Origin of the sequence: Gordonia otitidis (genome assembly GCF_020735545.1) — a bacterium.
GTDB lineage: Bacteria > Actinomycetota > Actinomycetes > Mycobacteriales > Mycobacteriaceae > Gordonia > Gordonia otitidis.
Map to the genome: position 1 here is coordinate 5,012,611 of NZ_CP085974.1, position 23,983 is coordinate 5,036,593.

The 23,983-nt window shown below is 66.3% G+C and carries 18 protein-coding genes and 1 pseudogene; 10 read left to right on the plus strand and 9 right to left on the minus strand.

The genetic code is table 11. The annotated features are described in order from the left end of the window. Positions 1 to 78: 78 nt before the first annotated feature. Positions 79 to 1,329, plus strand: coding sequence for a YihY/virulence factor BrkB family protein (locus LK459_RS22690; RefSeq protein WP_007240444.1), 1,251 nt, complete (start codon positions 79 to 81; stop codon positions 1,327 to 1,329). Positions 1,330 to 1,386: 57 nt separating this feature from the next. Here LK459_RS22690 and LK459_RS22695 read toward each other — a convergent pair whose 3' ends face one another. After that, positions 1,387 to 1,662: a DUF3039 domain-containing protein gene (locus LK459_RS22695; RefSeq protein WP_039994443.1), complete on the minus strand. Its 276-nt coding sequence runs from the start codon at positions 1,660 to 1,662 to the stop codon at positions 1,387 to 1,389. 183 nt (positions 1,663 to 1,845) lie between these two features. Between LK459_RS22695 and LK459_RS22700 the strand changes: the two genes are divergently transcribed. Continuing rightward, positions 1,846 to 2,232 carry a DUF3099 domain-containing protein gene (locus tag LK459_RS22700; RefSeq protein WP_007240446.1) on the plus strand — a complete coding sequence of 129 codons (387 nt, stop codon included), beginning with the start codon at positions 1,846 to 1,848 and terminating at the stop codon, positions 2,230 to 2,232. Between the two features lie 284 nt (positions 2,233 to 2,516). After that, the gene (locus LK459_RS22705; protein ID WP_233425548.1) at positions 2,517 to 3,455 is read left to right on the plus strand and encodes a sigma-70 family RNA polymerase sigma factor; all 939 of its coding nucleotides are present in this window, start codon (positions 2,517 to 2,519) and stop codon (positions 3,453 to 3,455) included. 10 nt (positions 3,456 to 3,465) lie between these two features. Here the strand turns inward: LK459_RS22705 and LK459_RS22710 are convergent, their stop codons facing one another. Together LK459_RS22710 and LK459_RS22715 are read right to left on the minus strand one after the other, a co-directional pair. Further along, the gene (locus tag LK459_RS22710; protein WP_407648673.1) at positions 3,466 to 6,402 is read right to left on the minus strand and encodes a bifunctional acetate--CoA ligase family protein/GNAT family N-acetyltransferase; all 2,937 of its coding nucleotides are present in this window, start codon (positions 6,400 to 6,402) and stop codon (positions 3,466 to 3,468) included. Further along, complete coding sequence (locus tag LK459_RS22715) at positions 6,371 to 7,615, minus strand: acetoin utilization protein AcuC (protein WP_227920930.1); 1,245 nt, start codon at positions 7,613 to 7,615, stop codon at positions 6,371 to 6,373. The genes LK459_RS22710 and LK459_RS22715 overlap by 32 nt, the downstream gene beginning before the upstream one ends. A 133-nt stretch (positions 7,616 to 7,748) precedes the next feature. Here LK459_RS22715 and LK459_RS22720 point away from each other — a divergent pair, with 133 nt between their 5' ends. Further along, positions 7,749 to 8,432 (plus strand): metal-dependent transcriptional regulator, encoded by a 684-nt coding sequence (locus tag LK459_RS22720; RefSeq protein WP_007238190.1) that lies wholly within the window; start codon positions 7,749 to 7,751, stop codon positions 8,430 to 8,432. 28 nt (positions 8,433 to 8,460) lie between these two features. On the opposite strand, the gene LK459_RS22725 is transcribed toward LK459_RS22720, so the two are convergent. Next, a complete protein-coding gene (locus LK459_RS22725; RefSeq protein ID WP_227920932.1) occupies positions 8,461 to 9,552 on the minus strand; it encodes a DUF4192 domain-containing protein in 1,092 nt (363 codons plus the stop codon). Positions 9,553 to 9,920: 368 nt separating this feature from the next. Continuing rightward, complete coding sequence (locus LK459_RS22730; RefSeq protein ID WP_227920934.1) at positions 9,921 to 10,805, minus strand: hypothetical protein; 885 nt, start codon at positions 10,803 to 10,805, stop codon at positions 9,921 to 9,923. On the opposite strand from LK459_RS22730, the gene LK459_RS22735 reads away from it, so the two are divergent. Together LK459_RS22735 and LK459_RS22740 are read left to right on the plus strand one after the other, a co-directional pair. Beyond that, a complete protein-coding gene (locus tag LK459_RS22735; RefSeq protein ID WP_227920936.1) occupies positions 10,804 to 11,790 on the plus strand; it encodes a PAC2 family protein in 987 nt (328 codons plus the stop codon). The genes LK459_RS22730 and LK459_RS22735 overlap by 2 nt on opposite strands. Before the next feature lie 29 nt (positions 11,791 to 11,819). Then, the gene (locus LK459_RS22740) at positions 11,820 to 13,919 is read left to right on the plus strand and encodes a DEAD/DEAH box helicase (protein ID WP_227923980.1); all 2,100 of its coding nucleotides are present in this window, start codon (positions 11,820 to 11,822) and stop codon (positions 13,917 to 13,919) included. A gap of 2 nt (positions 13,920 to 13,921) precedes the next feature. Here LK459_RS22740 and LK459_RS22745 read toward each other — a convergent pair whose 3' ends face one another. Beyond that, the gene (locus LK459_RS22745) at positions 13,922 to 14,893 is read right to left on the minus strand and encodes a hydrogen peroxide-inducible genes activator (protein WP_407648674.1); all 972 of its coding nucleotides are present in this window, start codon (positions 14,891 to 14,893) and stop codon (positions 13,922 to 13,924) included. A gap of 106 nt (positions 14,894 to 14,999) precedes the next feature. On the opposite strand from LK459_RS22745, the gene LK459_RS22750 reads away from it, so the two are divergent. After that, positions 15,000 to 15,587 (plus strand): peroxiredoxin, encoded by a 588-nt coding sequence (locus tag LK459_RS22750; protein WP_005172956.1) that lies wholly within the window; start codon positions 15,000 to 15,002, stop codon positions 15,585 to 15,587. Positions 15,588 to 15,598: 11 nt separating this feature from the next. Then, positions 15,599 to 16,132 (plus strand): carboxymuconolactone decarboxylase family protein, encoded by a 534-nt coding sequence (locus LK459_RS22755; RefSeq protein ID WP_007238184.1) that lies wholly within the window; start codon positions 15,599 to 15,601, stop codon positions 16,130 to 16,132. A 174-nt stretch (positions 16,133 to 16,306) separates the two neighbouring features. Here LK459_RS22755 and LK459_RS22760 read toward each other — a convergent pair whose 3' ends face one another. Next, positions 16,307 to 17,536: an aminotransferase family protein gene (locus LK459_RS22760; RefSeq protein ID WP_007238183.1), complete on the minus strand. Its 1,230-nt coding sequence runs from the start codon at positions 17,534 to 17,536 to the stop codon at positions 16,307 to 16,309. A 134-nt stretch (positions 17,537 to 17,670) separates the two neighbouring features. Between LK459_RS22760 and hrpA the strand changes: the two genes are divergently transcribed. Next, positions 17,671 to 21,687 (plus strand): ATP-dependent RNA helicase HrpA, encoded by a 4,017-nt coding sequence (gene hrpA / locus LK459_RS22765; RefSeq protein WP_227920949.1) that lies wholly within the window; start codon positions 17,671 to 17,673, stop codon positions 21,685 to 21,687. 120 nt (positions 21,688 to 21,807) lie between these two features. On the opposite strand, the pseudogene nrdR reads toward hrpA, so the two are convergent. Together nrdR and LK459_RS22775 are read right to left on the minus strand one after the other, a co-directional pair. Then, positions 21,808 to 22,242: pseudogene (gene nrdR / locus LK459_RS22770) on the minus strand (transcriptional regulator NrdR); the annotation flags it as partial. Positions 22,243 to 22,387: 145 nt separating this feature from the next. Then, positions 22,388 to 22,990, minus strand: coding sequence for a LysM peptidoglycan-binding domain-containing protein (locus LK459_RS22775; protein ID WP_227920950.1), 603 nt, complete (start codon positions 22,988 to 22,990; stop codon positions 22,388 to 22,390). Positions 22,991 to 23,308: 318 nt separating this feature from the next. On the opposite strand from LK459_RS22775, the gene lexA reads away from it, so the two are divergent. Then, positions 23,309 to 23,956, plus strand: coding sequence for a transcriptional repressor LexA (gene lexA, locus LK459_RS22780; RefSeq protein WP_306302690.1), 648 nt, complete (start codon positions 23,309 to 23,311; stop codon positions 23,954 to 23,956). Positions 23,957 to 23,983: the final 27 nt, after the last annotated feature.

Genomic DNA, 23,983 nt, shown 5'->3' on the forward strand with positions numbered 1-23,983 from the left:
ATGACCGGCGACGACGCCCCGTCGCCGGCCGTCGGGGATCGCACACGCCGGTCACGGCGACGGCCCGCACCGGTGTCGATGGATCTGACCGCGGGACAGGATCGCAGGCCAAGCGACGCCCCACGCGCCCCGAGCCGTGATACCCCGCCGCCGAGCGCCCGCGGTCACGGAGGCGACGAGACATCGGGTTACCGCGACGAGGAAACCGCACCGACGGGCACCGACGACCCGCAGGCCCATCAGCCGCCGCCGCCCGGGCCGCCTGTCCTGCCGAACATCCACCGCGTCGTCTGGCGCACGATCAAGAAGGCGTGGGACGACGGAATCGTCGGCTGGGCCGCACAGGCGGCGTTCTGGCAGGCGCTGTCGTTGCCTCCGCTGCTTCTCGGACTCCTCGGCAGCGTCGGCTACATCGCCGGATGGTTCGGCCCCGACACGGTCGAGGTCATCTCGGCACGGATCATCAGCTTCTCCGAACGCACGTTCTCGGCGAGCGTGGTCACCGATCTCATCACCCCGACCGTCGACAACGTGCTCGGCCGCGGCCGTGTCGGCGTGATCTCGATCGGCTTCATCCTGTCACTGTGGGCAGGTTCGTCGGCCGTGTCGTGCTTCGTCGCCTCGATCGTGCGCGCCCACGACCAGCACGAGGTACGCAATCCGGTGTGGCAGCGGATCTTTGCTCTGCTGCTCTACGTGTGCTTCCTCATCGTCTCGGTATTCCTGCTGCCGCTGGTCGCGCTCGGCCCGAACTACCTGCGCGAGATCGTCCCCGACTCCTGGGACCGCGGAGTGAGCACGCTCATCGACTACGGCTACTTCCCGTTCGTGGCGCTGCTCCTGTTGCTGGTCCTGACGACCCTCTACCACCTGGCGCTGCCCAACCCGCTGCCATGGCACCGGCTCGTCGGAGGCGCGGTGATCGCGGGCATCTTCTTCTGGATCGCCAGCTATGTGCTGCGCATCTATCTCGCGGCGATCACCCGCGCCGGCTACACCTACGGGGCGTTGGCGACACCGATCGCCTTCCTGCTCTTCACGTTCTTCCTCGGCTTCGCCATCGTGATCGGTGCCGAGTTCAACGCCGCAGTGCAGTCATTGTGGCCTGCCAAACCCCCCGCCACCGCGCATGTCCGACACTGGGTTCACGAACAGACCTCGGATATCACCGACCACATCCGGTCGCTTCCCGAGCGCCTCGCCACCGGACCCATCCGCAAGCCACCCCACGGCACCCGACCAGCGCGGGAGGACGAATCGGTGCGCGGGAACGAATCGGGTCGCCGAGACCCGACGAGCAACCACAACGTCGGTCCGCGGAATCACTAGCCGATCACCGGATCACCAGTCCGTCGCCGTCGGTGCGCACGGCAACTGGCTGGAGTGTCAGTCCTTGCGCATCCGGTTGTAGATCTTCTTGCACTTGGGGCACACCGGCGATCCCGGCTTGGCCGACCTGGTCACCGGAAATGTCTCGCCGCACAGCGCCACCACGTGGTTGCCCATGACCGCGCTCTCGGCGATCCTGTCCTTCTTCACGTAGTGGAAGAACTTGGGCCGGTCGTCGTCGCCTCTGTCCGTGGCGTCGGCGTCTGGCCGCTCGTCGGTCTTGGTGTCCGACCATTCGTCGAGGTCGGGCCGCTCGATGGTTTCGGTTGCCATGCGATCCATTGTGCCCCTCACCGCCCGATTCCGGCTCACTGACCCGCGACACGTGCCGACCTGGGACGATTCCCACCGACGCGACACGCCCGAACGCGTCACGTCACGCACGGCCCGTCGGTGCAATCGGGAACCGAAAGTGGAACAGTGGAGACATGCGAACCCACGGAGCGAAGCGCAGTCATGGTTGCCGCTGACGAACCGAGGCGCGATCACTCGTCGTCGGAGACCTTCCTGATCACCGACGCACAGGAATCCCTCGACGACCAGCACAGAGCTCGCGTGCGCAAATATCTGACGCTGATGGCGTTCCGCGTCCCGGCGCTGATCGTGGCAGGCATCGTCTACAGCGCGACCGGGTCGGGCTGGTGGGCGCTGGGCATCGTCGCGTTGTCGATTCCGCTCCCCTGGGTCGCCGTGCTGATCGCCAACGACCGTCCACCCCGTAAGCGCGGCGAAGTCGCCCACTACAAGTACGGCCCGGACCATCGCGTCGTCGGCCCTCAGGCCCTGGGTCCAGAGTCGACCGTGATCGATTCCACCGTCTCCGATCACAGACATCCCCACTGACGTGGCCGTCACGCTGTCCCCGCTCGCCGCCTGACCGACACCCCGTCTGAGGCGAGACGGCGCGATATCTCAGTCGATTCTCAGTCGCACCGAGACGCAGGAACCACTGTCCGCGCAGGTCAGCGCGTGAAAGCTCGACACGGAGCCGCGGGAACTTTCATGGAGTGCATGTCGTTGCACTCTATGAACGCACTCGATTAGGAGGCCAGATGTCACGCTCCACCGTCACACGCTCCACCTCGTCCACAGTCGCCACAGACGGCGCCACCCCCGCTCGTCCGGCGATGACCGAACAAGATCTCGACGCACAGTCACCTGCGGCAGATCTGGTCCGTGTTTACCTCAACGGCATCGGCCGTACCGCTCTCCTCAACGCCGAGCAGGAAGTCGAACTCGCCAAGCAGATCGAAGCCGGTCTCTACGCCAAGCATGTGCTGGAGAACCGTAAGCGACTGACCGCCGCGAAGAAGCGTGATCTGGCCATCGTCGTCCGTGAGGGCGAGATCGCTCGTGCCCATCTCCTCGAGGCCAACCTGCGGCTCGTGGTGTCGCTTGCCAAGCGCTACACCGGCCGCGGAATGCCGTTGCTCGACCTCATCCAGGAGGGCAACCTCGGACTGATCCGCGCGATGGAGAAGTTCGACTACGCAAAGGGCTTCAAGTTCTCGACATATGCGACCTGGTGGATTCGTCAGGCCATCACCCGCGGAATGGCGGACCAGAGCCGCACCATCCGTCTCCCCGTCCACCTCGTCGAGCAGGTCAACAAGCTGGCACGCATCAAGCGTGAGCTGCATCAGCAACTCGGGCGTGAGGCAACCGACGACGAACTGGCCAACGAATCGGGCATCCCCGCGGAGAAGATCGCGGACCTGCTCGATCACAGCCGCGACCCGGTGAGCCTCGACATGCCGGTCGGTAGCGACGAGGAGGCTCCGCTCGGAGACTTCATCGAGGATGCCGAAGCCACGTCGGCGGAGAGTGCTGTCATCGCGGGTCTGCTGCACTCGGATGTGCGTGCCGTGCTCGCGACGCTCGACGAGCGTGAGCAGCAGGTCATCCGGATGCGCTACGGACTCGACGACGGACAGCCACGCACCCTCGACCAGATCGGCCGCATGTTCGGACTGTCGCGGGAACGCGTCCGTCAGATCGAACGCGAGGTGATGGGCAAGCTTCGCCAGGGCGAGCGTGCCGAGCGCCTGCGCGCCTACGCGAGCTGACCTCGCACTCCTAACTCAGACGTCTCGGTCCGGTGTCCGCCATGGTGGGCACCGGACCGATTCGTATCCGGGCATTGAGAACCGCGGCGCCCTCGGGCGAACACAGCACGGGATCGACGACGATCTCGCGGATCTCCGGGATGTCGTCGGCCATCGTCGAGATCCGGATGAGCAGATCGACGAGTGCTCCCCTGTCGACGGGCGATTCACCGCGATAACCGTAAAGCAACGGCGCCGACCGCGGCTCGTCGATGAGTTCGTCCGCGTCGAGCGCGGTGATGGGGATCGCGCGATACCCGTCGTCGCCCAGTAGCTCGAAGGTTCGTCCCGACAGTCCGAACGAGATCAGCGGCCCGAACGACGGATCGTCGCGCATCCGCACCATCGTGCCGACCCCCTTGGGCGCCATCTTCTGCACGTGCAACATGTCGTCGCCGGTCAACTCGGCCAACTCCGCGAAAGCGGTGACCACGGCCGTGGCGTCCGGCAGATCAAGTCGGGCCCCCTCGCGGTCCAGTCTGCCGCGCCAGGCCGGCGACGTGGCCTTCACCGCAACGGGGAAGCCCAGTTCCCGCGCCGCCGCCGATGCCTCGTGCATTGTCGAGACCTCGCGAAACGGCACCACCGTCACGCCGTACCAGGCCAACAGCCGCGCGGAATCCAGATCGCCGAGGATCATCTCCGAGTCGGAGTCGTCGTCGGAGTCGGGAAGTTCGCTCATCGCCTCGCGCACCCACATCCGTGCCGCCTCGGGGTCGATGCCATCGGGTCGCTCGACCTCGGACTCCGGCCGTGCGCACCACCGCGCGTATTGCCACGCCCGCGCGAGTGATGCCGCCGCTCGTTCCGGCGACGAGTACGACGGGATCGAGCCGCGTTCGGGCAATCCCGAAGGGCCGGGCTTCATCAACCCGGGCGGAATACCCTCGACCGCGAGGAAGGTGGTCACGATCGGTTTGGGGGCGTCGGCATCCGGTGTGTTCGCGCCTGCCATCAGTGCGCGCGCGTGCCAATCGAGGTCGACGGCGACCGGCGGCACGAACACGACGATCACGCTGTCGACCGCCGGGTCAGCCATCGCCTGCGCGACGGCGGTCTCGAATTCGTCTTCGGAAGCGCCCGCACCGAGGTCGATCGTCGACTCGACCTCGAGGCCGCCGGACCGCGCGGTGTCGGCGGCGAGGCTGCCGAGCACCGAGGAGTTGCCGATGATGCGGGTCCGTGGGCCGCGCGGTGTCGGCTGATACGCGAAGATCGACGCGCAGTCGAACAATTCGGGGATGGTGTCGACCTGGATGACACCTGCCTGGTCGAGCATCATCTGTGCGATGCGGTCGTCGAGACTCGCGGCCGCAGTCCGTTCGGCGCGCACCGGACTCATCGCCCCCTTGCCGGATTTCACTGCCACGATCGGCTTCGACCGGGACACCCGACGCGCGATGCGCGAGAACTTGCGGGGATTTCCGAAACTCTCGAGGTAGAGCAACACGACGTCGGTGGACGCGTCCGAGTCCCAGTATTGCAACAGGTCGTTGCCCGAGACGTCGGCCCGGTTACCCGCGGACACGAACGTCGACAAGCCGATCTGTCGATGCGCTGCCGTGTCCAGGATCGCGATGCCGAGCGCACCCGACTGGCAGAAGAAGCCGACACGTCCCAGTGGTGGGATACGCGGCGCCAGTGTGGCATTCAGCGCGATCGACGGATCGTTGTTCGCGACACCGAGCGCATTCGGACCCACCAACCGCATCCCGTGCTCGCGGACCTGCTGCACGAGGCGGTGCTCGCTCTCGAGACCCGCCTCGCCACTCTCACCGAATCCCGACGACACGATGACCAGCGCTCGGACGCCCTTGACCAGACAGTCGTCGAGTACCTCGTCGACACTGGCGGCCGGGACCGCGACGACGGCCAGGTCGACCGGGTCGGGGATGTCGCGCACGGTCGGGTACGCGCGGATACCCCGCACCGAGGGGGGCCGCACATGTGGTGTGCGTGACGGGCCGCGATGTCGTCGCTGCGGCGGTCGTGTTGCCCGGTTGCGTGCCGCGTCGTGACCGGACACGGCGTCCTGGTCGTCTTCTGGCTCGCGGTCGGGGCCGTTGACCGGGAAGACGGGTCCGGTGAATCCACCCGCGATGATGTTGGCCAACAGCGCATTTCCGACCTTCTTCGGGTCTGTCGACGCCCCGATCACCGCCACGGACGCAGGTCGCAACAGATTGGCGACGCTGCGCGCCTCCGACGCGCGCTCACGGTCGTTGCGCACCAGGAGCATCGCCTCGGTGGGATCGATCGTGAATTCCACATGGACGGTCGAGCCGTCGAACGCACGGGAGATCTGGTAACCGGCATCGCGGAAGACGGCGACCATGTTGGGATTCTCGCTGAGGACCTCTGCTTCGAATCGGGTGAAACCGTTCTCGGCAGCGGCTCCCGCGAGATGTTCGAGAAGGATCGGACCGAGACCGCGGCCCTGGTGTTCGTCGGCAACGACGAACGCGACCTCCGCCGACTCGGGCTTACCGTCGGCCGCGAGTCCCTCGTAGATGCCGATCGCGATGATCTCACCACCGAGAACCGCGACGAGCGCCACCCGCTGGTGGTGGTCGACCGTGGTCATCCGCGCCACCTCGCGCGGCGGCAAAGTCGGCGTCGGGCCGAAATACCGCATGTACCTCGTGCGTTCAGACAATCCCGCGTGGAATCGGACGACACGGTCGGCGTCGTCGGGCACGATCGGGCGCAGGTGCACCACCCCTCCGTCGGACGCGAGGACGTCGGCGATCCAGTGCCGCGGGTAATCCCACGGACCGCGGGGCCGCTCACCCTCGTGACGCTCCCCCTCGTCACGGACACCGTCGGCGTGGTCCTCGTCGGGGCGTTCGTTCTGTTCCCCGGTACGCACAGTGGATTCAGTCACGGGGATCCTCCGGGTCGAGTCCATGCAGTGGGTACACCGCACGACGGGTAGCCATGATCGCGCGATCAGTTTGCCGTTGCGCACTGTCGTCGATCCCCGGCGGCGGTTCCTGGCCGGTGTCGCCGTCCCATTCGACGAAGTCGACGTCGCCGTTGTCGCCCATCACGCGCACCGGCGCCTGCGAGTATTCCGAGTGCACCTGGGTCGCGATCTGTTCAGCTGTGGCACACCATGATTCGTTGATCGGTGTCGTGACGTCGACGTCGCGGTCGAGGACGACGCCGAGCAGGTGCGACCAACTACGGGGCACGACGTTCACCACTCCATAGCCTCCGCCCCCGACCGCGATCCAGCGGCCGTCGCAGTACTTCTCGGCGAGGTCACGCATCGCGATCATGGCCGCACGCTGCCCGTCGACGGTCAACGACAGGTCGGTCAGCGGATCCGCCCGATGGCTGTCCGCGCCGCACTGGCTGATGATGATCTGCGGTTTGAACTCGGCGATCAGCGACGGCACGACGGCGTGGAACGCGCGCAACCACAACCGGTCCTGTGTGTCGGGCATGAGGGCGACGTTCACGGCCGACCCCTCTGCGGCGTCGTCGCCCACCTCGGTCGGCCATCCGGTGCCCGGCCACAGCGTGGCCGGATGCTGGTGCAGCGACACCGTCATGACGCGCGGGTCGGCGGCGAACGCGACCTGCACGCCGTCTCCGTGATGGGCGTCGATGTCGATGTAGGCGATGCGGTCGAATCCGTTCTCGAGCAACCAGTGGATCGCGACGGCGCAGTCGTTGTAGATGCAGAAGCCCGCCGCCCGCGCACGCATCGCGTGATGCATGCCGCCGCCGATGTTCACCGCACGCCGCACGGCGCCGGACCCGACGGCCTGTGCTGCGGCCAGCGTGCCGCCGACGAGCAGCCGCGCGGCCTCATGCATCCCGTCGAATACGGGATTGTCGGAGTCGCCGAGGCCGAACAGCCTCTCGAGTAGCGGCCCCGACAGCGACGCAGTTCCCGAACCCACCGCCCGTACGGCATCGATGTAGTCCTGGCTGTGCACCACGGTCAGCGCGTCGTCACCGATATCGAGGGGTGGCGACACGTCGATGTCGTCGAGGACGCCGAGGCTCTGAGCGAGCGTCATGGTCAGCGCCAGTCGCACCGGATTCATCGGGTGGGTGTGTGCCCAACGGTACGAGAGGAAGTCCTCACTCCAGATCACAGCCGCGTTCATCGTCGTCTCCACGCACTAGCCACGGTTCTCACGTTAGTGCCTCGTTGCGTGGCCCGGACGCGTTCAGCATGTGACGAGCCAGACGCGACGCAGGTCAAGGTACCCTTGTGAGGACGGAAGGGACTGGACTCAAGTGAACGATCTGGTTGATACCACCGAGATGTACCTCCGGACGATCTACGACCTCGAAGAAGAGGGAATCGTCCCACTGCGCGCACGCATCGCCGAACGTCTCGAGCAGAGTGGCCCGACGGTGTCGCAGACCGTCGCACGCATGGAACGTGACGGATTGCTGCGGGTCGCGGGCGACCGCCACCTCGAATTGACCGACAAGGGCCGGGCCCTCGCGATCGCCGTGATGCGTAAGCACCGTCTCGCCGAGCGGCTGCTCGTCGACGTGATCGGCATGCCCTGGGACGAGGTGCATGAGGAAGCCTGCCGCTGGGAACACGTGATGAGCGAGAACGTCGAGCGCCGTCTGCTGTCGGTCCTCGACAATCCCACGACCTCGCCCTACGGGAATCCGATTCCGGGGCTCGCAGAACTCGGTGTCGAGCCGCCCGAGGCGATGGGCGAGGCCGCTCGACTGTCGGATCTCCCGCAGGGCGAGGCGGTTCCGGTGATCGTGCGCCGACTGTCCGAACATGCGCAGTCGGACACCGAACTGATCGCAGCGCTGCGCGAGGCGGGCGTGGTGCCCAATGCACGTGTGACGGTGACGTGCACGCCGCACAAGGTCGAGATCAGTACGCCAGGACACGCCGGCCTGACCTTGTCACCCGAGATGGCCCACTCGCTGTTCGTCGAAAAGGTCTGAGCCGCAACGTCGTTTACGACCACAGCGGTCAGCTCGCATCACGCAGAGTGGCACTCGGGATGACCACCCCGAGGGCTGCGGCGGCGTCGTATGAGTCCCCGATGATCTCCCACAGGTTGTCGGGACGCAGTCCGTTTCGCAGGGAGCGATCGAGAAGTCGGGCCAGGCTCCACTGCGGGTCGGCATCCAGCGCCACGTCGAGGGCGACTCCGGCGAAGCTGCCCTCGCCGCCGATGTAGTGCAGATGGGCGAGAAGGGTGGCAGCACTCGCCCTCCCCGTACCCGACAGTCGTCTGGTGAGCTCCCGCCACAGTGCCTCTGCCTCCGTGCGCAGATCGGTGACCGCGAAAGCCAACGCCGCGTCACGGACCCGCAGGTCGCAGACGGCGCGCTCGAGTTCGGCGATGCTCGCGCAATCGAACCGGAGACGCCGCACGGCGATCGCTTCGTGAATGGCGGCCATCGACTGCTGCGGGGTCGCGTGCGCGTCCAGTACTGCCTCGATCACGGGACATCGCGTCGAATCAGGGGCGCAGCACGGGTCGTCGCAGTGCGAGGTCGGCTGGAGCATGGCCTCGATCTCCTCGCGCGTACCGAGCAACAATCTGCCCGAGTGGACAGCATCGGAGACCGCGGTCGGTGAGATCCGCGGGTCGCCGAGCACACCCCGGTTGCGTGAGAGCCGCAGCGTCAGTTCCGCGCCGTCCTCCCATACCTGGATCCAGCGCTCACCCTCGCCGAAGCGACTGCACACGTAGCCACGACCGACACCTCCGCATGCCCACATCCTCCGGTCGACGACGGATACCACCGCGCGGTAGGTCGGGCTCTCCAGGTCGAAACGGTCATCGGCGACGACGGCGATCACGTCGGAACTGCCATAGCCCTGCAGGATCGCCGCGAGGTGATCGATCTCGGCGAGCATGTGTGAGTCGAGCGCGCCGTCGGGACGGAGATCGAGGTCGACGCGCACCGACGCTTGGATCGTTCGAGCGTCGGGCGCGAGCGCCAGCAGGATCAGCGAGCGAGTCGGGATGAAGCCGAAAAAGCCGGGAACAGCGGTGAGCAGCGCGGAGACGGTCCGGATGGGACCGCTCGGAGGATTTCTTCGAGGTGACATGTCGAACATCTTGGGCTCGCGCGACGACGGCTCGACTCCGGAAAGGCCCCGGACACCGTGGCTGTGCACAACTCCTGGCGTGTGCACAGATCACCGATGTCGTGGAGTCGCCAATTCGTGGAGCCACGAGTGCAGAGAGCCACAACTGCACAGACCCACAACTGCAGAGAGCCACGACTCCATGGAGAAGCGCACATACGGAGACACCGATGCACGCGTAGGCGAATGCACACATACGTGGATACGGCCAGACATGAATGCGGCCAGACATGAATGCGGCCAGACATGAATGTGCGGAAACACCGAACGCCGAAGTCGCCGCGAAGCAGAAGTCGCTGCGGAGCAGAAGTCGCCGCGGAGCAGTGACCTCAGGTGCCGAACGCCGCTTTCAATGCCTTGTCGAACAGCGAGGCGAGCTGCCCAGACGCCTGCTCGCTGATGTCACCCGCCGACGGCCAGCGGTACTGGCAGTACACGCGCACCTTCTGCTTCTGCCCGATGTAGGTCATGGTCCGGGTCAGCAACGGCGCCTGGTCTCCGCCGGTCTCCACCGTGCGCAGTATCGCGGCGGTGTCGACGCCCGCCGGATGCTCCGGCGCGTCGACCACCCTGCTCTGCACGGTGCTCGTGGCGGTCGTGGCATTGCCCGTCTTCGCACGGGGACACGCCCTGACCTTGTCGACCACGGTGCTCAATGAGTCGTCGACGCCCACGACCGCCGAGGTGAAGGAAGCCCGATCGGCCTGCACGATTCCCAGGTAGACCACGGCGCCGTCCGACTGCACGGCCGCCGGTTGGCACTGCGGCGGATCATACGGCGAGTCGGCGGGTCGTCCGATGAGATCACCGATGGCATAGGCCACGGAATTCTGCGGGACGCGGGTGGCGCCCTGGACCGGGAAATCCGCTGCGGTCACCGATCGCGGCGAGAGATCGTCGGTGTTCTGTACTGCGTCGCCGTCGACCGAACACGCTGCAACGAGAAACGCGGCGGCCAAGCCGATCACCACACCAACGCTGCGTCCACCCACGACATCCCACTGTGCCACCGGCCGGGCCGTGACCTGCTCCCGACACTCCGACCGTGTCGGAACTGCGGGGAATCCACAGGTCGCTGCCGCTGTTGAACCAAAGAGACGGACACCCGTGCATCCCCACGTCGAGACCGATTGGTCACGCGAGGCGTGCATACGGGACAATTCGACGAACAGGTAGGACAGGCACGTGCCGATCTTCAAGAGGAGGGACGACATGGATCCCAATCCACACGAGGGCCGTCAGCTCTTCGAGCTCGCCTTCCCCGCCCCGCGGGTCTCCGATGAGGCGGGTACGGGTCCCGTACTCGTGCATGCGCTCGACGGCTTCGCCGATGCCGGGCACGCCGTCGCATTGGCGGCGCAGAATCTTCGGGATTCTCTCGACTCCGAGGTGGTCGCCACCTTCGACAACGACGAGCTGATGGACTACCGCTCGCGTCGTCCGACGATCACCTTCAGCGGTGAGACCTTCACCGATGTGGAGATGCCCTCGCTCACGCTGCATGCGATCCGCGACAACGCGGGCAAGCCGTTTTTGCTGCTGTCGGGTTCGGAACCCGACCTGCGCTGGGAACAGTTCACCGAGGCCATTCAACGCCTCGCCGATCACTTCCGGGTGACCGACGTGATCGGTCTCAACGCCATTCCGATGGCAGTTCCGCACACGCGGCCGTCGTCGTTGACCGCACACGGCAACGAACCCGATTCGCTCGGCGACCTGCCGCGTTGGGGCTCGCAGATGAAGCTGCCCGCGAGCGCGTCGATGTTGCTCGAACTACGCCTGGGCCAGGGTGGCCGACGCACGTCCGGACTCTCGGTGCATGTGCCGCACTATCTCTCCCAGACCGACTATCCGGCTGCGGCGGCCCGACTGCTCGACGCGGTGTCAGGACTGACCGGGCTCGAATTGCCCACCAGCGCATTGGAATCCGCGGCCGCAGCTGTGCGTGAGCAGGTTGACGCCGAGGTGTCTGGTAATGGTGAGATCGAGTCGGTGGTCGCCGCACTCGAGGCACAGTACGACAGCTTCACCGAGGCCCAGACCGAGCGAGCCTCTCTGTTGGCCGCCGACGAACCACTGCCGAGCGGCGACGAACTCGGCGCAGAACTCGAGAAGTTCTTGGCCGAGCAGTCACGTGGCGATGTCGATGGCCGTGAGAACGATGGCGGCGACAGCGGCGGTCCGTCATCGCCGAACTGATCGACGACACCGCGTCGTCGGCGACACTGATCCCCGTCGCCGACGACGACGCCGCGTTCGACGCTTTCACCGGGTGGTGGGCTGATCGCGGTATCGAGCTCTATCCGCACCAGGAGGAGTCACTGCTGGAGTTGATCTCCGGCAACAACGTCATCCTGGCGACACCCACGGGCTCGGGAAAATCGTTGGTCGCGTCCGGCGCCATCTACTTCGCGCGGTGCCGCGGCCAACGTGCCTTCTACACCGCGCCGATCAAGGCGCTGGTGAGCGAGAAGTTCTTCGACCTCTGTGCACAGTTCGGAGCCGATCAGGTCGGCCTGATGACAGGTGACGCGTCGGTCAACTCCGACGCTCCCATCATCTGCGCGACCGCCGAGATCGTGGCCAACCTCGCTCTCCGGGACGGCCCCGACAGCGACATCGGTGTCCTCGTCGCCGACGAGTTCCACTTCTACGGCGAATCCGACCGCGGATGGGCGTGGGAGGTTCCGCTGATCGAGCTGCCGAACACGCAGTTCCTGCTGATGTCGGCGACGCTCGGCGACATCACGTTCTTCGTCGACGATCTATCCCGTCGCACCGGTCGCAGCACGAGTGCGGTCACCGGCACGCATCGGCCGGTCCCCCTCGAGTACACCTACGCGATGACCCCCATCCACGAAACCATCGAGGGATTGATCGACGCGGGCCGCGCGCCGATCTACGTCGTACATTTCACCCAGGCCGCGGCCGTCGAGCGCGCGCAGGCCTTGTTGTCGGCGCGTATCACCACCAAGGAGGAGAAGGCGCAGATCGCCGAAGCAATCGGCGATTTCCGCTTCTCGACGGGTTTCGGCTCGACACTGTCGAAACTCCTGCGCGCAGGCATCGGCGTGCACCACGCCGGGATGCTGCCCCGTTACCGTCGGCTCGTCGAACGCCTCGCACAGCAAGGTCTACTCAAGGTCATCGCGGGCACCGACACCCTCGGAGTCGGCATCAACGTTCCGATCAGGACCGTGCTCTTCGCCGGGCTGAGCAAGTACGACGGCACGCGCGTACGTCGACTGCGCGCTCGCGAATTCCATCAGATCGCCGGCCGCGCCGGCCGCGCGGGCTTCGACACCATCGGCTACGTGGTGGCCCAGGCGCCCGAACACGACGTCGAGAACGCACGCGCCGTCGCCAAGGCAGGAGACGACCCGAAGAAGCTGCGCAAGATCGTCCGCAAGAAGCCACCCGAGGGTTTCGTCTCATGGGGCGAGAAGACGTTCCTGCAACTCGTCGACGCACCGGACGAGCCACTGCGCTCACACTTCCGCATGACCACGGCGATGCTGCTCGAGGTACTCGGACGGCCCGGCGACTGCTTCACCGCCACGCGGCATCTGTTGGAGGAGAACCACCTCCCGCGCCACCGCCAGCTCGGCCAGATCCGGCACACGATTCGTCTCTACCGCGACCTGCGCGACGCCGGCATCGTCGTACAACTGCCCGAGCCCGACTCCGACGGCCGCTACATCGCGCTCAGCGTCGACATGCCGGAGAATTTCGCGCTTACCAATCCGCTGTCGGCGTTCGCCCTCGCCGCGTTCGAGTTGCTCGACCCGGACTCGTCGACCTATGCGCTCGACGTGATCTCGATCCTCGAAGCGACGCTCGACGACCCCCGCCCCGTCCTGATGGCGCAACGGAAAGAAGCGCGCGACGCGGCGATCGCCGAGATGAAGGCCGACGGAATCGAGTACGAGGAGCGCATGGCTCGCCTCGAGGAGATCACCTGGCCGCGTCCACTCGCCGAGGAGATCGACTACGCCTTCGGCGTCTATCGACGTTCGCATCCGTGGATCGCGGGCTTTCCGCCGTCGCCGAAATCGGTATTACGCCTCATGCTCGAGCGGGCCATGACGTTCACCGAGTTGATCTCGGCATACGGCCTTGCCCGCAGCGAAGGAGTGGTACTGCGGTACCTGTCCGACTGCTATCGCGTTCTACGCCAGGGGGTACCGACGACGGTCCTCACCGACGAGATCGTCGAGATCACGGAGCGGGTCGGCGACATGGTGCGTGAGGTCGACTCGAGTTTGCTCGACGAATGGGAGGAGTTGGCTCGCACCGATGCCGCCGACGCCCTGGCCCGTGAGAGGTGACCTCATACCGACGCGGCCTTTTCCACGCGCACCGCGCCGGTCTGTTCGACGAGCCGCGCGATGATGGACGCGAGTCGCTGATACGACTCACCCCTCCCCGAGGACTCGCGGTAGACCAGCCCGATCCGTCTGCCGGGACGGGGCACGGTGAACGTCGCGGTGGCGAGGTCGCCGCCGGCCGTTTCCGCGGCCACGGCGGTGCCGGGGATCAAGGTCACTCCCAAGCCACCCTCCACGCATTGCACCGCGGTGGCGAGGGACGCCGCGCGGGTGTGCCCGATGTCGGCACGCACCCCGGCGAGCCTGCACACCTCGAGCGCTTGATCGCGTAGGCAGTGCCCCTCGTCGAGCAGCAGAAGTGGCAAATCGGCGAGCGAGCTCGGATCAACACGTTTGCGCCCTGCCAACGGATGATCCGAAGGCAGCGCGAGGACGAAATCCTCGGCGTACATGGGTATCTCGGCGAGTCCGGGAGCGTCCGCCGGCAGCGCGAGACACGCCGCGTCGAGCGATCCCTCCCTCAACTGAGCCAGCAGTCGCGCGGTCTGGTCCTCGACCACACGCAAAGTGAGAGATGGCAATTTTTCGGCCAGCCCGCGCAGCACCGTGGGCAGAATGTACGGCGCGACCGTCGGTATGAAGCCGAGCCGCAAGGTGCCGGTCAGCGGGTCGTCGGATCCCGCGGCCGCGGAGAGGAACTCGTCGACGGCATCGGTCACCGCGATCGCTTTGGGCAGGAGCGCCTCGCCTTCCGGAGTCAAGAAGACACGCCGGGTTGTGCGTTCGATGAGCTGCCTACCCAACCCGGCCTCCAGGCCGGCGAGCGCCTGCGACAGCGACGGCTGACTGACGCCGAGTTCCGTTGCCGCCGAACCGAAATGACGTTTTCTTGCCAGCGCGACGAATGCCCGCAGACCGGCGATCGACGGCTGATAACTTCTATCACTCATGCCTATCAGTCTAGTGCTAATCATCACGTTTCGTTTTCGGTGGTCTTTGGGCAGAATTGAGGGGCAACTGCAGATACGTGAGTTCGCGCGCCACCCACGAACGCCATCGACACGAAGGAGCAAAAGACACATGGCTCTTCTGACCATCGGAGATCAATTCCCCGCATACAACCTGACGGCTGTCATCGGAGGCGATCTGAGCAAGGTCGACGCGCAGCAGCCCGACGACTACTTCACCCAGGTGTCGAGCGACGATCACCCGGGCAAGTGGCGGATCATCTTCTTCTGGCCCAAGGACTTCACGTTCGTGTGCCCGACCGAGATCGCCGCCTTCGGCAAGCTGAACGACGAGTTCGCCGACCGTGACGCCCAGGTGCTCGGCGCGTCGGTCGACAACGAGTTCGTCCACTTCCAGTGGCGTGCACAGCACGAGGATCTCAAGACCCTCCCCTTCCCCATGCTCAGTGATCTCAAGCGTGAGCTGGCAACCGCAGCAGGCGTTCTCAACGCCGATGGTGTCGCCGACCGCGCGACGTTCATCGTCGATCCCAACAACGAGATCCAGTTCGTCTCGGTGACCGCCGGCTCCGTCGGTCGCAACGTCGACGAAGTGCTCCGCGTTCTTGACGCGCTGCAGTCCGACGAGCTGTGCGCCTGCAACTGGAAGAAGGGCGACCCGACTATCGACGCCGGCGAGCTCCTCACCGCAAGCGTCTGAGAGGAATTCGTATGAGCATCGACAATCTCAAGGAAGCCCTCCCCGAGTACGCCAAGGATCTCAAGCTGAACCTGGGTTCGCTGGCCCGCTCGACCGAACTCTCCGAGCAGCAGCTCTGGGGCACCTTCCTCGCCGCTGCGGCGGCATCGCGTAACGCGAAGGTGCTGGCCGAGGTATCCGAGGAAGCCGCCGACACACTGTCGGCCGAGGCCTACAACGCGGCGCTGGGCGCGGCGTCGATCATGGGCATGAACAACGTCGCCTACCGGGCCAAGAGCTTCCTCGGCGACGACTACGCCCAGGTGCGTATGGGACTGCGGATGAACATCATCGGTAACCCCGGCGTCGACAAGACCGATTTCGAGCTGTGGAGCCTGGCCGTGTCGACCATCAACGGTTGCCACGACTGCACCGCCGCACACGCGAAGGTCGTCCGCGACGCGGGCCTCACCAAGGAACAGGTCTGGGAGGCCGTCAAGGTCGCCGCGACCGTTTCCGGTGTCGCGCAGGCCATCGCCACCACCGAGGTGCTGGCCAACGCCTGATCACCAACGGACACGAATGCCCCGGTCTCGTCAGAGGCCGGGGCATTCTCGACTTCGCGGTACGCACTCCTCCGATATCGCGGAGGCCGTGGCGTGGTCGGTGTCGTCACCGGCAACGGTCAACGCCGCGTCTATCGAGGTGTTGCCGACGACGCAGGGGTGAGAGATGCGCTCTCAGCCCAACGCGGCGCCGATGCGGTCAGCCAACTCGCCCACCTCGGAGGTCTGCATGACGAACGAGGGAGAGATCTGCAAAGCTCCCTGACCTGCGGCGCGGGTACTGACACCGTGCTTGCGCAGCGCGCCGACCGCAGCGGGCGCCTGGGCGGCGTCGGCGAGCTGGACGGCGGTGACGGCGCCGAGCCCGGTACGTACCTCGGAGATCGCGTCGAGATCGGCCAGCGGCGCAAGCTGCGCAGCAAGGTCACCCTCGAGGCGGGACGCCTCGGCGAGAAGTCCCTCGCGCTCGATGATGTCGAGGTTCGACATGGCCGCCGCCGCGGCACCGGCGTGGCCGCCGTAGGTGTATCCGTGCCGCCACCACACCCCGCCTGCGTAGAAGGGTTCTGCGATGCGCGGTGCGATGAACACCGCACCCATGGGGACATAACCCGACGTCAGCCCCTTGGCGGTGGTCATCATGTCGGGCTGCAGATCGAAACGTGAGGAGGCGAACCAGCTGTCACCGCCGATCCGTCCGAAGCCGGTGACCACCTCGTCGGCGACGAACAGGACGTCGTTGTCGCGGCAGATCTGCCGAACCTCGGCCAGGTAGCCCTCGGGAGGAAGGTAGATGCCTCCCGCGCCGATGATCGGCTCGCAGAAGAAGGCGGCCACATTGTCGGCTCCGACGCGCTCGATGAGGCCCAGCAGACTCTTCGCGTTGTCCCACTCGACGGTCTGCGCGTCGGGCATCAGGGTGCCGTACCCGTCGTGGTTGCCGGGGATGCCGGCGAGCGAGGTGCCCGCGACGTGCATGCCGTGATACGCCTTGGTCCGCCCGACGATGATCGTCTTCTCGGGCTTTCCCACCTCGACCCAGTAGCGTCGGGCGAGTTTCGCCGCCGTGTCGACGGAGTCGCTGCCGCCCGACGTGAAGAAGATCTTGCTCCCGGGCACCGGTGCCATGGTGGCGAGCCGGTCGGCCAACGCGTCGGTCACGTCAGCGGTGAGGTCACCGAATCCTGAATAGTGCGCGAGCTTTCCGAGCTGGTCGGCCACCGCCTGCGCGACCTCGGTGCGCCCGTGGCCGATGTTGGTGAACCAGAGTCCGGCCGTCGCGTCGAGGTACTCGTTGCCGTCGCGATCCCAGATGCGGGTGCCCTCGCCCCGCGTGACCACGAAGGGTCCGTTTGCGCTGACCGACCCCATGTCGGCGAATCCGTGCCACAGTGAACCTGACATGTGGTCAATGATGCCCGCCGGGGGCTTTGTTCGAGCACCCAGGGTCCCGGCCACCGCGCGTACGCGCCAATGGCAAGAGCGCGCGGGTCACCGGGCGGAGCAGATCTGCTCGTGACCCATATCCTGGAATGACCATGTCCGTCTCCCCTGAACCACGGCCCGATCGGCCAGCTGAGGCTCCCGCGAGAACCGAGGACTCCGCCTCGACGGATCCGCGCTCTCTGCGTCGACGCCTCACCGACCTGACAATCGTCGACCAACATCGTCTGCGACGTCGCATCGACAAGCTCGGCGCATCTCCGAGCGACGACCGCCTCCTGTCGGTCTCCCGCGACATCGACGCGGCGGCGCGTCGGGTGGAGCGACGTCGTGCCGCCGTCCCGGTACTGGAGTTCCCGCCCGAGCTGCCGGTGTCGGAGGCGCGCGACGAGATCGCAGCCGCCATCGCTGCCCACCAGGTCGTCGTGATCGCCGGCGAGACCGGATCGGGCAAAACCACCCAGCTCCCGAAGATCTGCCTCGAACTCGGTCGCGGCGTTCGCGGCGCCATCGGCCACACCCAGCCCCGCCGTATCGCCGCAAGTTCGGTGGCGCGACGCATCGCCGACGAAACGAACACCGAACTCGGCGACGCCATCGGGTACTCGGTGCGCTTCTCCGACCGGTCCGGTGCCGACACGCTGGTGAAGGTGATGACCGACGGCATCCTCCTGCGTGAGATCGCCACCGATCCCATGCTTCGTGCCTACGACACGCTCATTGTCGACGAAGCACACGAGCGAAGTCTCAACATCGACTTCATCCTGGGCTATCTGCACCGCCTCCTGCCCCGGCGCCCCGATCTGAAGCTCATCATCACCTCCGCGACCATCGAACCCGACCGTTTCGCACGGCATTTCACCACACCGGATGCCGAGGTCCCGGTGCTCGAGGTGTCGGGTCGCGCCTACCCCGTCGAAGTCCGCTATCGTCCGCTGATCTCCTCCGACGGCCCCGACACCGGTGACGAGCGTGGGGGCGGCGAGCATGCGGATCTCGATCAGATCCAGGGCATCGACGCCGCCATCGACGAACTGTGGGGACGAACCCAACGCGGCGGCGACATCCTCGTGTTCCTGCCGACCGAACGCGACATCAGGGAGGCCGCCGACGCACTGCGGCGGAGAGCCGCCGCCGGAGCCGAGATCGTGCCGCTGTACGCGCGCTTGTCGATCGCCGAACAGCAGAAGGTGTTCACGCCGTCACAGGGCAATCGGATCGTGTTGTCCACCAACGTCGCCGAGACCTCGCTCACCGTCCCAGGCATCCGCTACGTCATCGACACCGGCACCGCCCGCATCTCGCGATACTCCGCACGCACCAAGGTTCATCGGCTGCCGATCGAACCGATCTCACAGGCCAGCGCGCGTCAGCGGGCCGGCAGATGTGGCCGCGTGGCACCCGGCACGTGCATCCGCCTGTACAGCGAGGACGACTTCGATTCCCGGCAGGCGTTCACCGACCCGGAGATACTGCGTACCGACCTCGCCTCGGTCATCCTGCAGATGGCATCGCTGAAACTCGGCAACATCGCCGACTTCCCGTTCGTGCAACCGCCCGATGCGCGCGGCATCCGCGACGGCATCGGCATTCTCACCGAACTCGGTGCGATCACGACGACCGACAAGACCGACACCACCCCACGCCTCACACCTGTCGGACGCACGATGTCACGCATCCCTGTCGAACCGCGCGTGGCGCGAATGCTCATCGCCGCGCACGAATCCGGTTGTCTCGCCGACGTACTCGTGATCGCTGCCGCGTTGTCCATCCCCGATGTCCGAGAGCGTCCGGCGGATCACCGCGAGGCCGCCGACGCAGCACACAAGCGGTTTGTCGTGCCCGGTTCCGATTTCCTGGGGTATCTGAGTCTGTGGCGCTATCTGCAGGACAAGCGACAGGAATTGTCCGGCAACCAGTTCCGACGTACCTGCGAGCGCGAATTCCTGCACTACCTGCGCATCCGTGAGTGGCAGGATCTGCACCGGCAACTGAGACGCATCGTCGACGACCTCGGGTGGTCGACACAGGCGGTCGAGGTGACGGTTGAGTCCGACGACGGCGCGACGTCGCAGCATTCCGATTCGATCCACCGTGCGATACTCGCCGGTCTGCTGAGCAACATCGCGGCGCGTAACGCCGAGGGGCGCGAGTACACCGGCGCGCGCAACACCACCCTGATGATTTTCCCCGGGTCGACGCTGTCCAAACGACCACCCGCGTTTCTGATGGCGGCCGAGATACTGGAGACCTCACGGCTGTTCGCGCACACCGTGGCGGGCATCGACCCGCTGTGGGCCGAACGACTCGCAGGTGACCTGGTCAAGCGCACGCACAGCGAACCGCACTGGTCGTCGAAGCGCGGCGCGAGCATGGCCTACGAACGGGTCACGCTCTACGGCGTTCCGCTGGTGGCCCGACGCCGTGTCGACTACGGCCCCATCGATCCGGCCGCCGCGCGCGACATGTTCATCCGACACGCCCTGGTCGAAGGCGATTGGAAGACGAATCACGCGTTCTTCGAACGCAATCGAGCGCTTCTCAGCGACGCCGCCGAAGTCGAACACCGTGCCCGTCGCCGCGATGTGGTGATCACCGAGGACCAGCTGTTCGAGTTCTACGATCAGCGCATCGGCACCGAGGTCACATCCGCGCGTCACTTCGACACCTGGTGGAAGAAGGCGAGGAGATCCGATGCGACACTCCTCGACCTGACTCCAGAGGACGTGGCCGCAGACGTCCACGTCGCGGACGCCGACTATCCCGGAGCGTGGCAACAGGGCGACACCCGGTACCGCCTGCGGTACAGGTTCGAGCCCGGCGCGCCGGACGACGGTGTGTCGGTACTGATTCCGCGTCCGCTACTGCGCCACGTTCGCCCGGCGGGCTTCGACTGGCTGGTACCGGGGATGCGCAGCGAACTCGCGACCGAGCTGATCAAAACGCTGCCCAAGCCCATCCGAAAGACGATGGCGCCCGCCCAGCGGTTCGCCGACCTCGCGCTGTCGCGGCTCACTCCGCGCAAAGAGCCACTGACCGTCGGCCTCGCCCGGGAGTTGTCGACGATCACCGGACATCCGATCGCGCCGGAGGACTTCGCACCGGAACGCCTTCCGGCATACCTACGGATGAATTTCGTCGTGATCGACGAGAAGGAGGAGTCGGTAGCCACCGGTAAGTCACTCGCCGAACTGCGTACCCGTGTCGACGGCGACTCCCCACAGCCCGCGCCGCGTCGCACCTATTCGTCGTGGACAGCGGACGGGATCGGAACGCTCGACGACTCTGTCGTCACCACCGTTGCGGGGCAGCAGATCACGCGGTACCCCTCACTCGAGGTCGTCGCCGGGCCGGAGGGCACCCGGGGCGTCGCACGAACACTCGCCACCACCGACGCCCAGCGGCGCGCACAGCTGGGCGCCGCGGTCATCGAACTCCTCGATCACGCCATCGCGCCGCTGTCGCGCAAGATCAGCGCAGGACTCGATCCGTCGGACAGACTGGCGCTCAGTCAGAGCCCATACGAGAAACCCGACGCGCTGTATTCGGACTGCACCCGACGGGCTATCCGCGACATCGCGCCTGCCGCAGCCGACCTCGGATCGATACGTACACCGGCGGCCTTCGACGACCTCGTCGCCACGCTGCGTTCCCGAGTCGCCGCGGCAGCACCCGACTACTTCGCGCTCGCTGTTGCAGTCTTCCGTGAAATAGCACCGCTGCGCGCTGAGATCGACCGGCACTCAGGCCGGGTCGCGGCAGATGACGTCGCCGAACAGTTGGCCGACCTCGTCTTCGATGGATTCGTCCTCGCCACAGGCCGTGAACACCTTCAACACGTGCCGCGGTATCTGAGGGGTGCACGCCAGCGACTGGAGCAACTTCCCGCTGCCGCGGCGCGTGATCGGGACGGACTGGCCACCATCGACCGTGTCACGGAACGGTGGAACCAACGCCTCGCCCAACTTCCCGAGGCCAGGCGCGATGTGGTGAACGAGGAAGCACACTGGCTCGTCGAGGAACTCCGGGTGAGTCTCTTCGCCCAGAAACTGGGCACCGCATACCCGATTTCGGAGAAGCGAGCTCTACGAGCTCTGGACCGCCTCAGCTGACACCGCGGCCGGGGAGGTCGCCGCGTTCGAATCGTCGGGAGTGGCACCAGCGTGGTCGGCGTCGGGGCCACCCGGTGCGGCATCGTCGTCCGCGGTGTTTCGCGACCCGGTGAGAGTGCCCTGCAGGTCGTCGATCTCGCGCTGGAAGTCGTCAAGCGAGTCGAAGGAACGGTAGACCGACGCGAAACGCAGATACGCCACCTCGTCGAGGTCGCGAAGGGGTCGGAGGATGGCCAAACCGACCTCGTTGCTGGGTATCTCGGCGGAACCGGACGCCCGTACCGCATCTTCGACCTGCTGGGCCAGTTGCGCCAGGTCGTCTTCGTTCACGTGTCGTCCCTGACAGGCGCGGCGGACTCCGCGCATCACCTTTTCCCTGCTGAACGGCTCCGTGACCCCGTTTCGTTTCACCACGGCGAGCACCGCACTCTCCACAGTGGAGAACCGGCGACCACATTCACTGCAGGCGCGGCGGCGTCGGATCGCCTGTCCCTCGTCGGCGACACGCGAATCGACGACCTTGGTGTCTTCGTTCTTGCAAAACGGGCAGCGCATGTAGTCCTCGTGCAAATCTCGGGACGCATCGGCTCCGCAGGTCTCGACCCGGTCGATCGTCAGACGACCGACGGGCTCGAGACCGAGGCGGTGACCGTGTCGGTTTCCGACTGGACCCTGTGGCATCGAGAATACCGCCCTGTTCTCAGCGATAGGTCGGCGTGAGCAGGGGTTGCCCCACGCGCAGGCCACTCGACGGCAGATCATTGAGATCGACGATCTCGTCGATCACAGTCTGGCGAGGTACATCGGGTGCGACCCGCTGCGCGATCGAACTCAGCGAATCGCCCGCACGCACGTGCACGACCTGCGTCGACGTCGCTGTCGGCGTGGTGGCGCGCTGGTAGTCGGCACCGACGACACCGACGACCCAGACGGTCAGTGCGAGTCCGACGCCTGCGAGCACCGCCAACAGCGTCGCCCGCCGACGACGAGCGGCGGTCAACTCGCCGACTCCGCCGGCACAGCGAGTGCCGACCGGGCGTGCGGTCACCGCTGCCTGCGCAGGACGATTCCGAGGCGCAACGCCCGCGTGGGAGTTTCGGCCCGTCCCCCGCGCCGCACGGTCGGTGGTCACACCATGGCCCGTCGACACTCGTCGAGGCGCGGCACGACGCGCGGACGTCCGCACGGGCGTCGGCGCGAACGCGGACGTGGCCCTGGCCGTGGTCGGGGCCGGCGGGGTTGTCAGGGGGGTCTGCAGAGAGGACTCCGGGCGGGCGTCCAGGGGGCTCAACAGGGTGGTCATCGCTACCTCCAGTGCTCGATCATGCGTTCGATGAACGGATGTTCGAGTTCTATCACGGGGGTCTGACAAAGTCGTGCGACACGTCGAACAAATGTTTGATGTTGTCGGAGGCCTCGGATAGTCTCGGCGCCAGATGATGCACCGCGGACCGGTCTCGACACGACCGAGCCGATTCCCGAGCAGCGGTACCCCGACCACAGCACACATCCGGAAAGGACGGATTCGATGACAGAGAAGTCACGGCGCGGCCCGTCGGCGCCGAAAGGCAGCGGTCGCGGCGTCGCCGCCAAGAAGAGTGGGGGTGATGCCGAACCGCAGATCGATCCGGCTGCCGCCGAGGCATCACTGACGGATCGGCAACGCGGCGTTCTCGACGTGATCCGCAAGTCGGTGCGCGAACGCGGCTATCCGCCCAGCATTCGTGAGATCGGCGATGCCGTCGGCCTCACGTCGACCTCCTCGGTCGCCCACCAGCTGCGCACGCTCGAACGCAAGGGTCTCCTCAAGCGTGATGCCAACCGCCCCCGTGCGGTGAACGTCTCCGAGGCTCCTGACGCGATGCACTCGGACGCGGTCAACGGAGATCTCCCCACGCCCACCTTCGTTCCGGTTCTCGGACGGATCGCGGCCGGCGGGCCGATCCTCGCGGAGGAAGCGGTCGAAGATGTGTTCCCGCTGCCGCGCGAACTCGTCGGCGAGGGCTCACTGTTCCTGCTCCGGGTGGTCGGCGAATCGATGATCGATGCCGCCATCTGCGACGGGGACTGGGTGGTGGTTCGTCAGCAGAACGTCGCCGACAACGGCGACATCGTCGCGGCGATGATCGACGGCGAGGCGACAGTGAAGACCTTCAAGCGCAAGGACGGACACGTGTGGCTGATGCCGCACAATCCGCTCTTCGATCCGATCCCCGGCGACGACGCCGCCATCCTCGGCAAGGTCGTGACGGTGATGCGACGGGTCTGACGCCCGTCGATCATCGCGTGCCGCTCC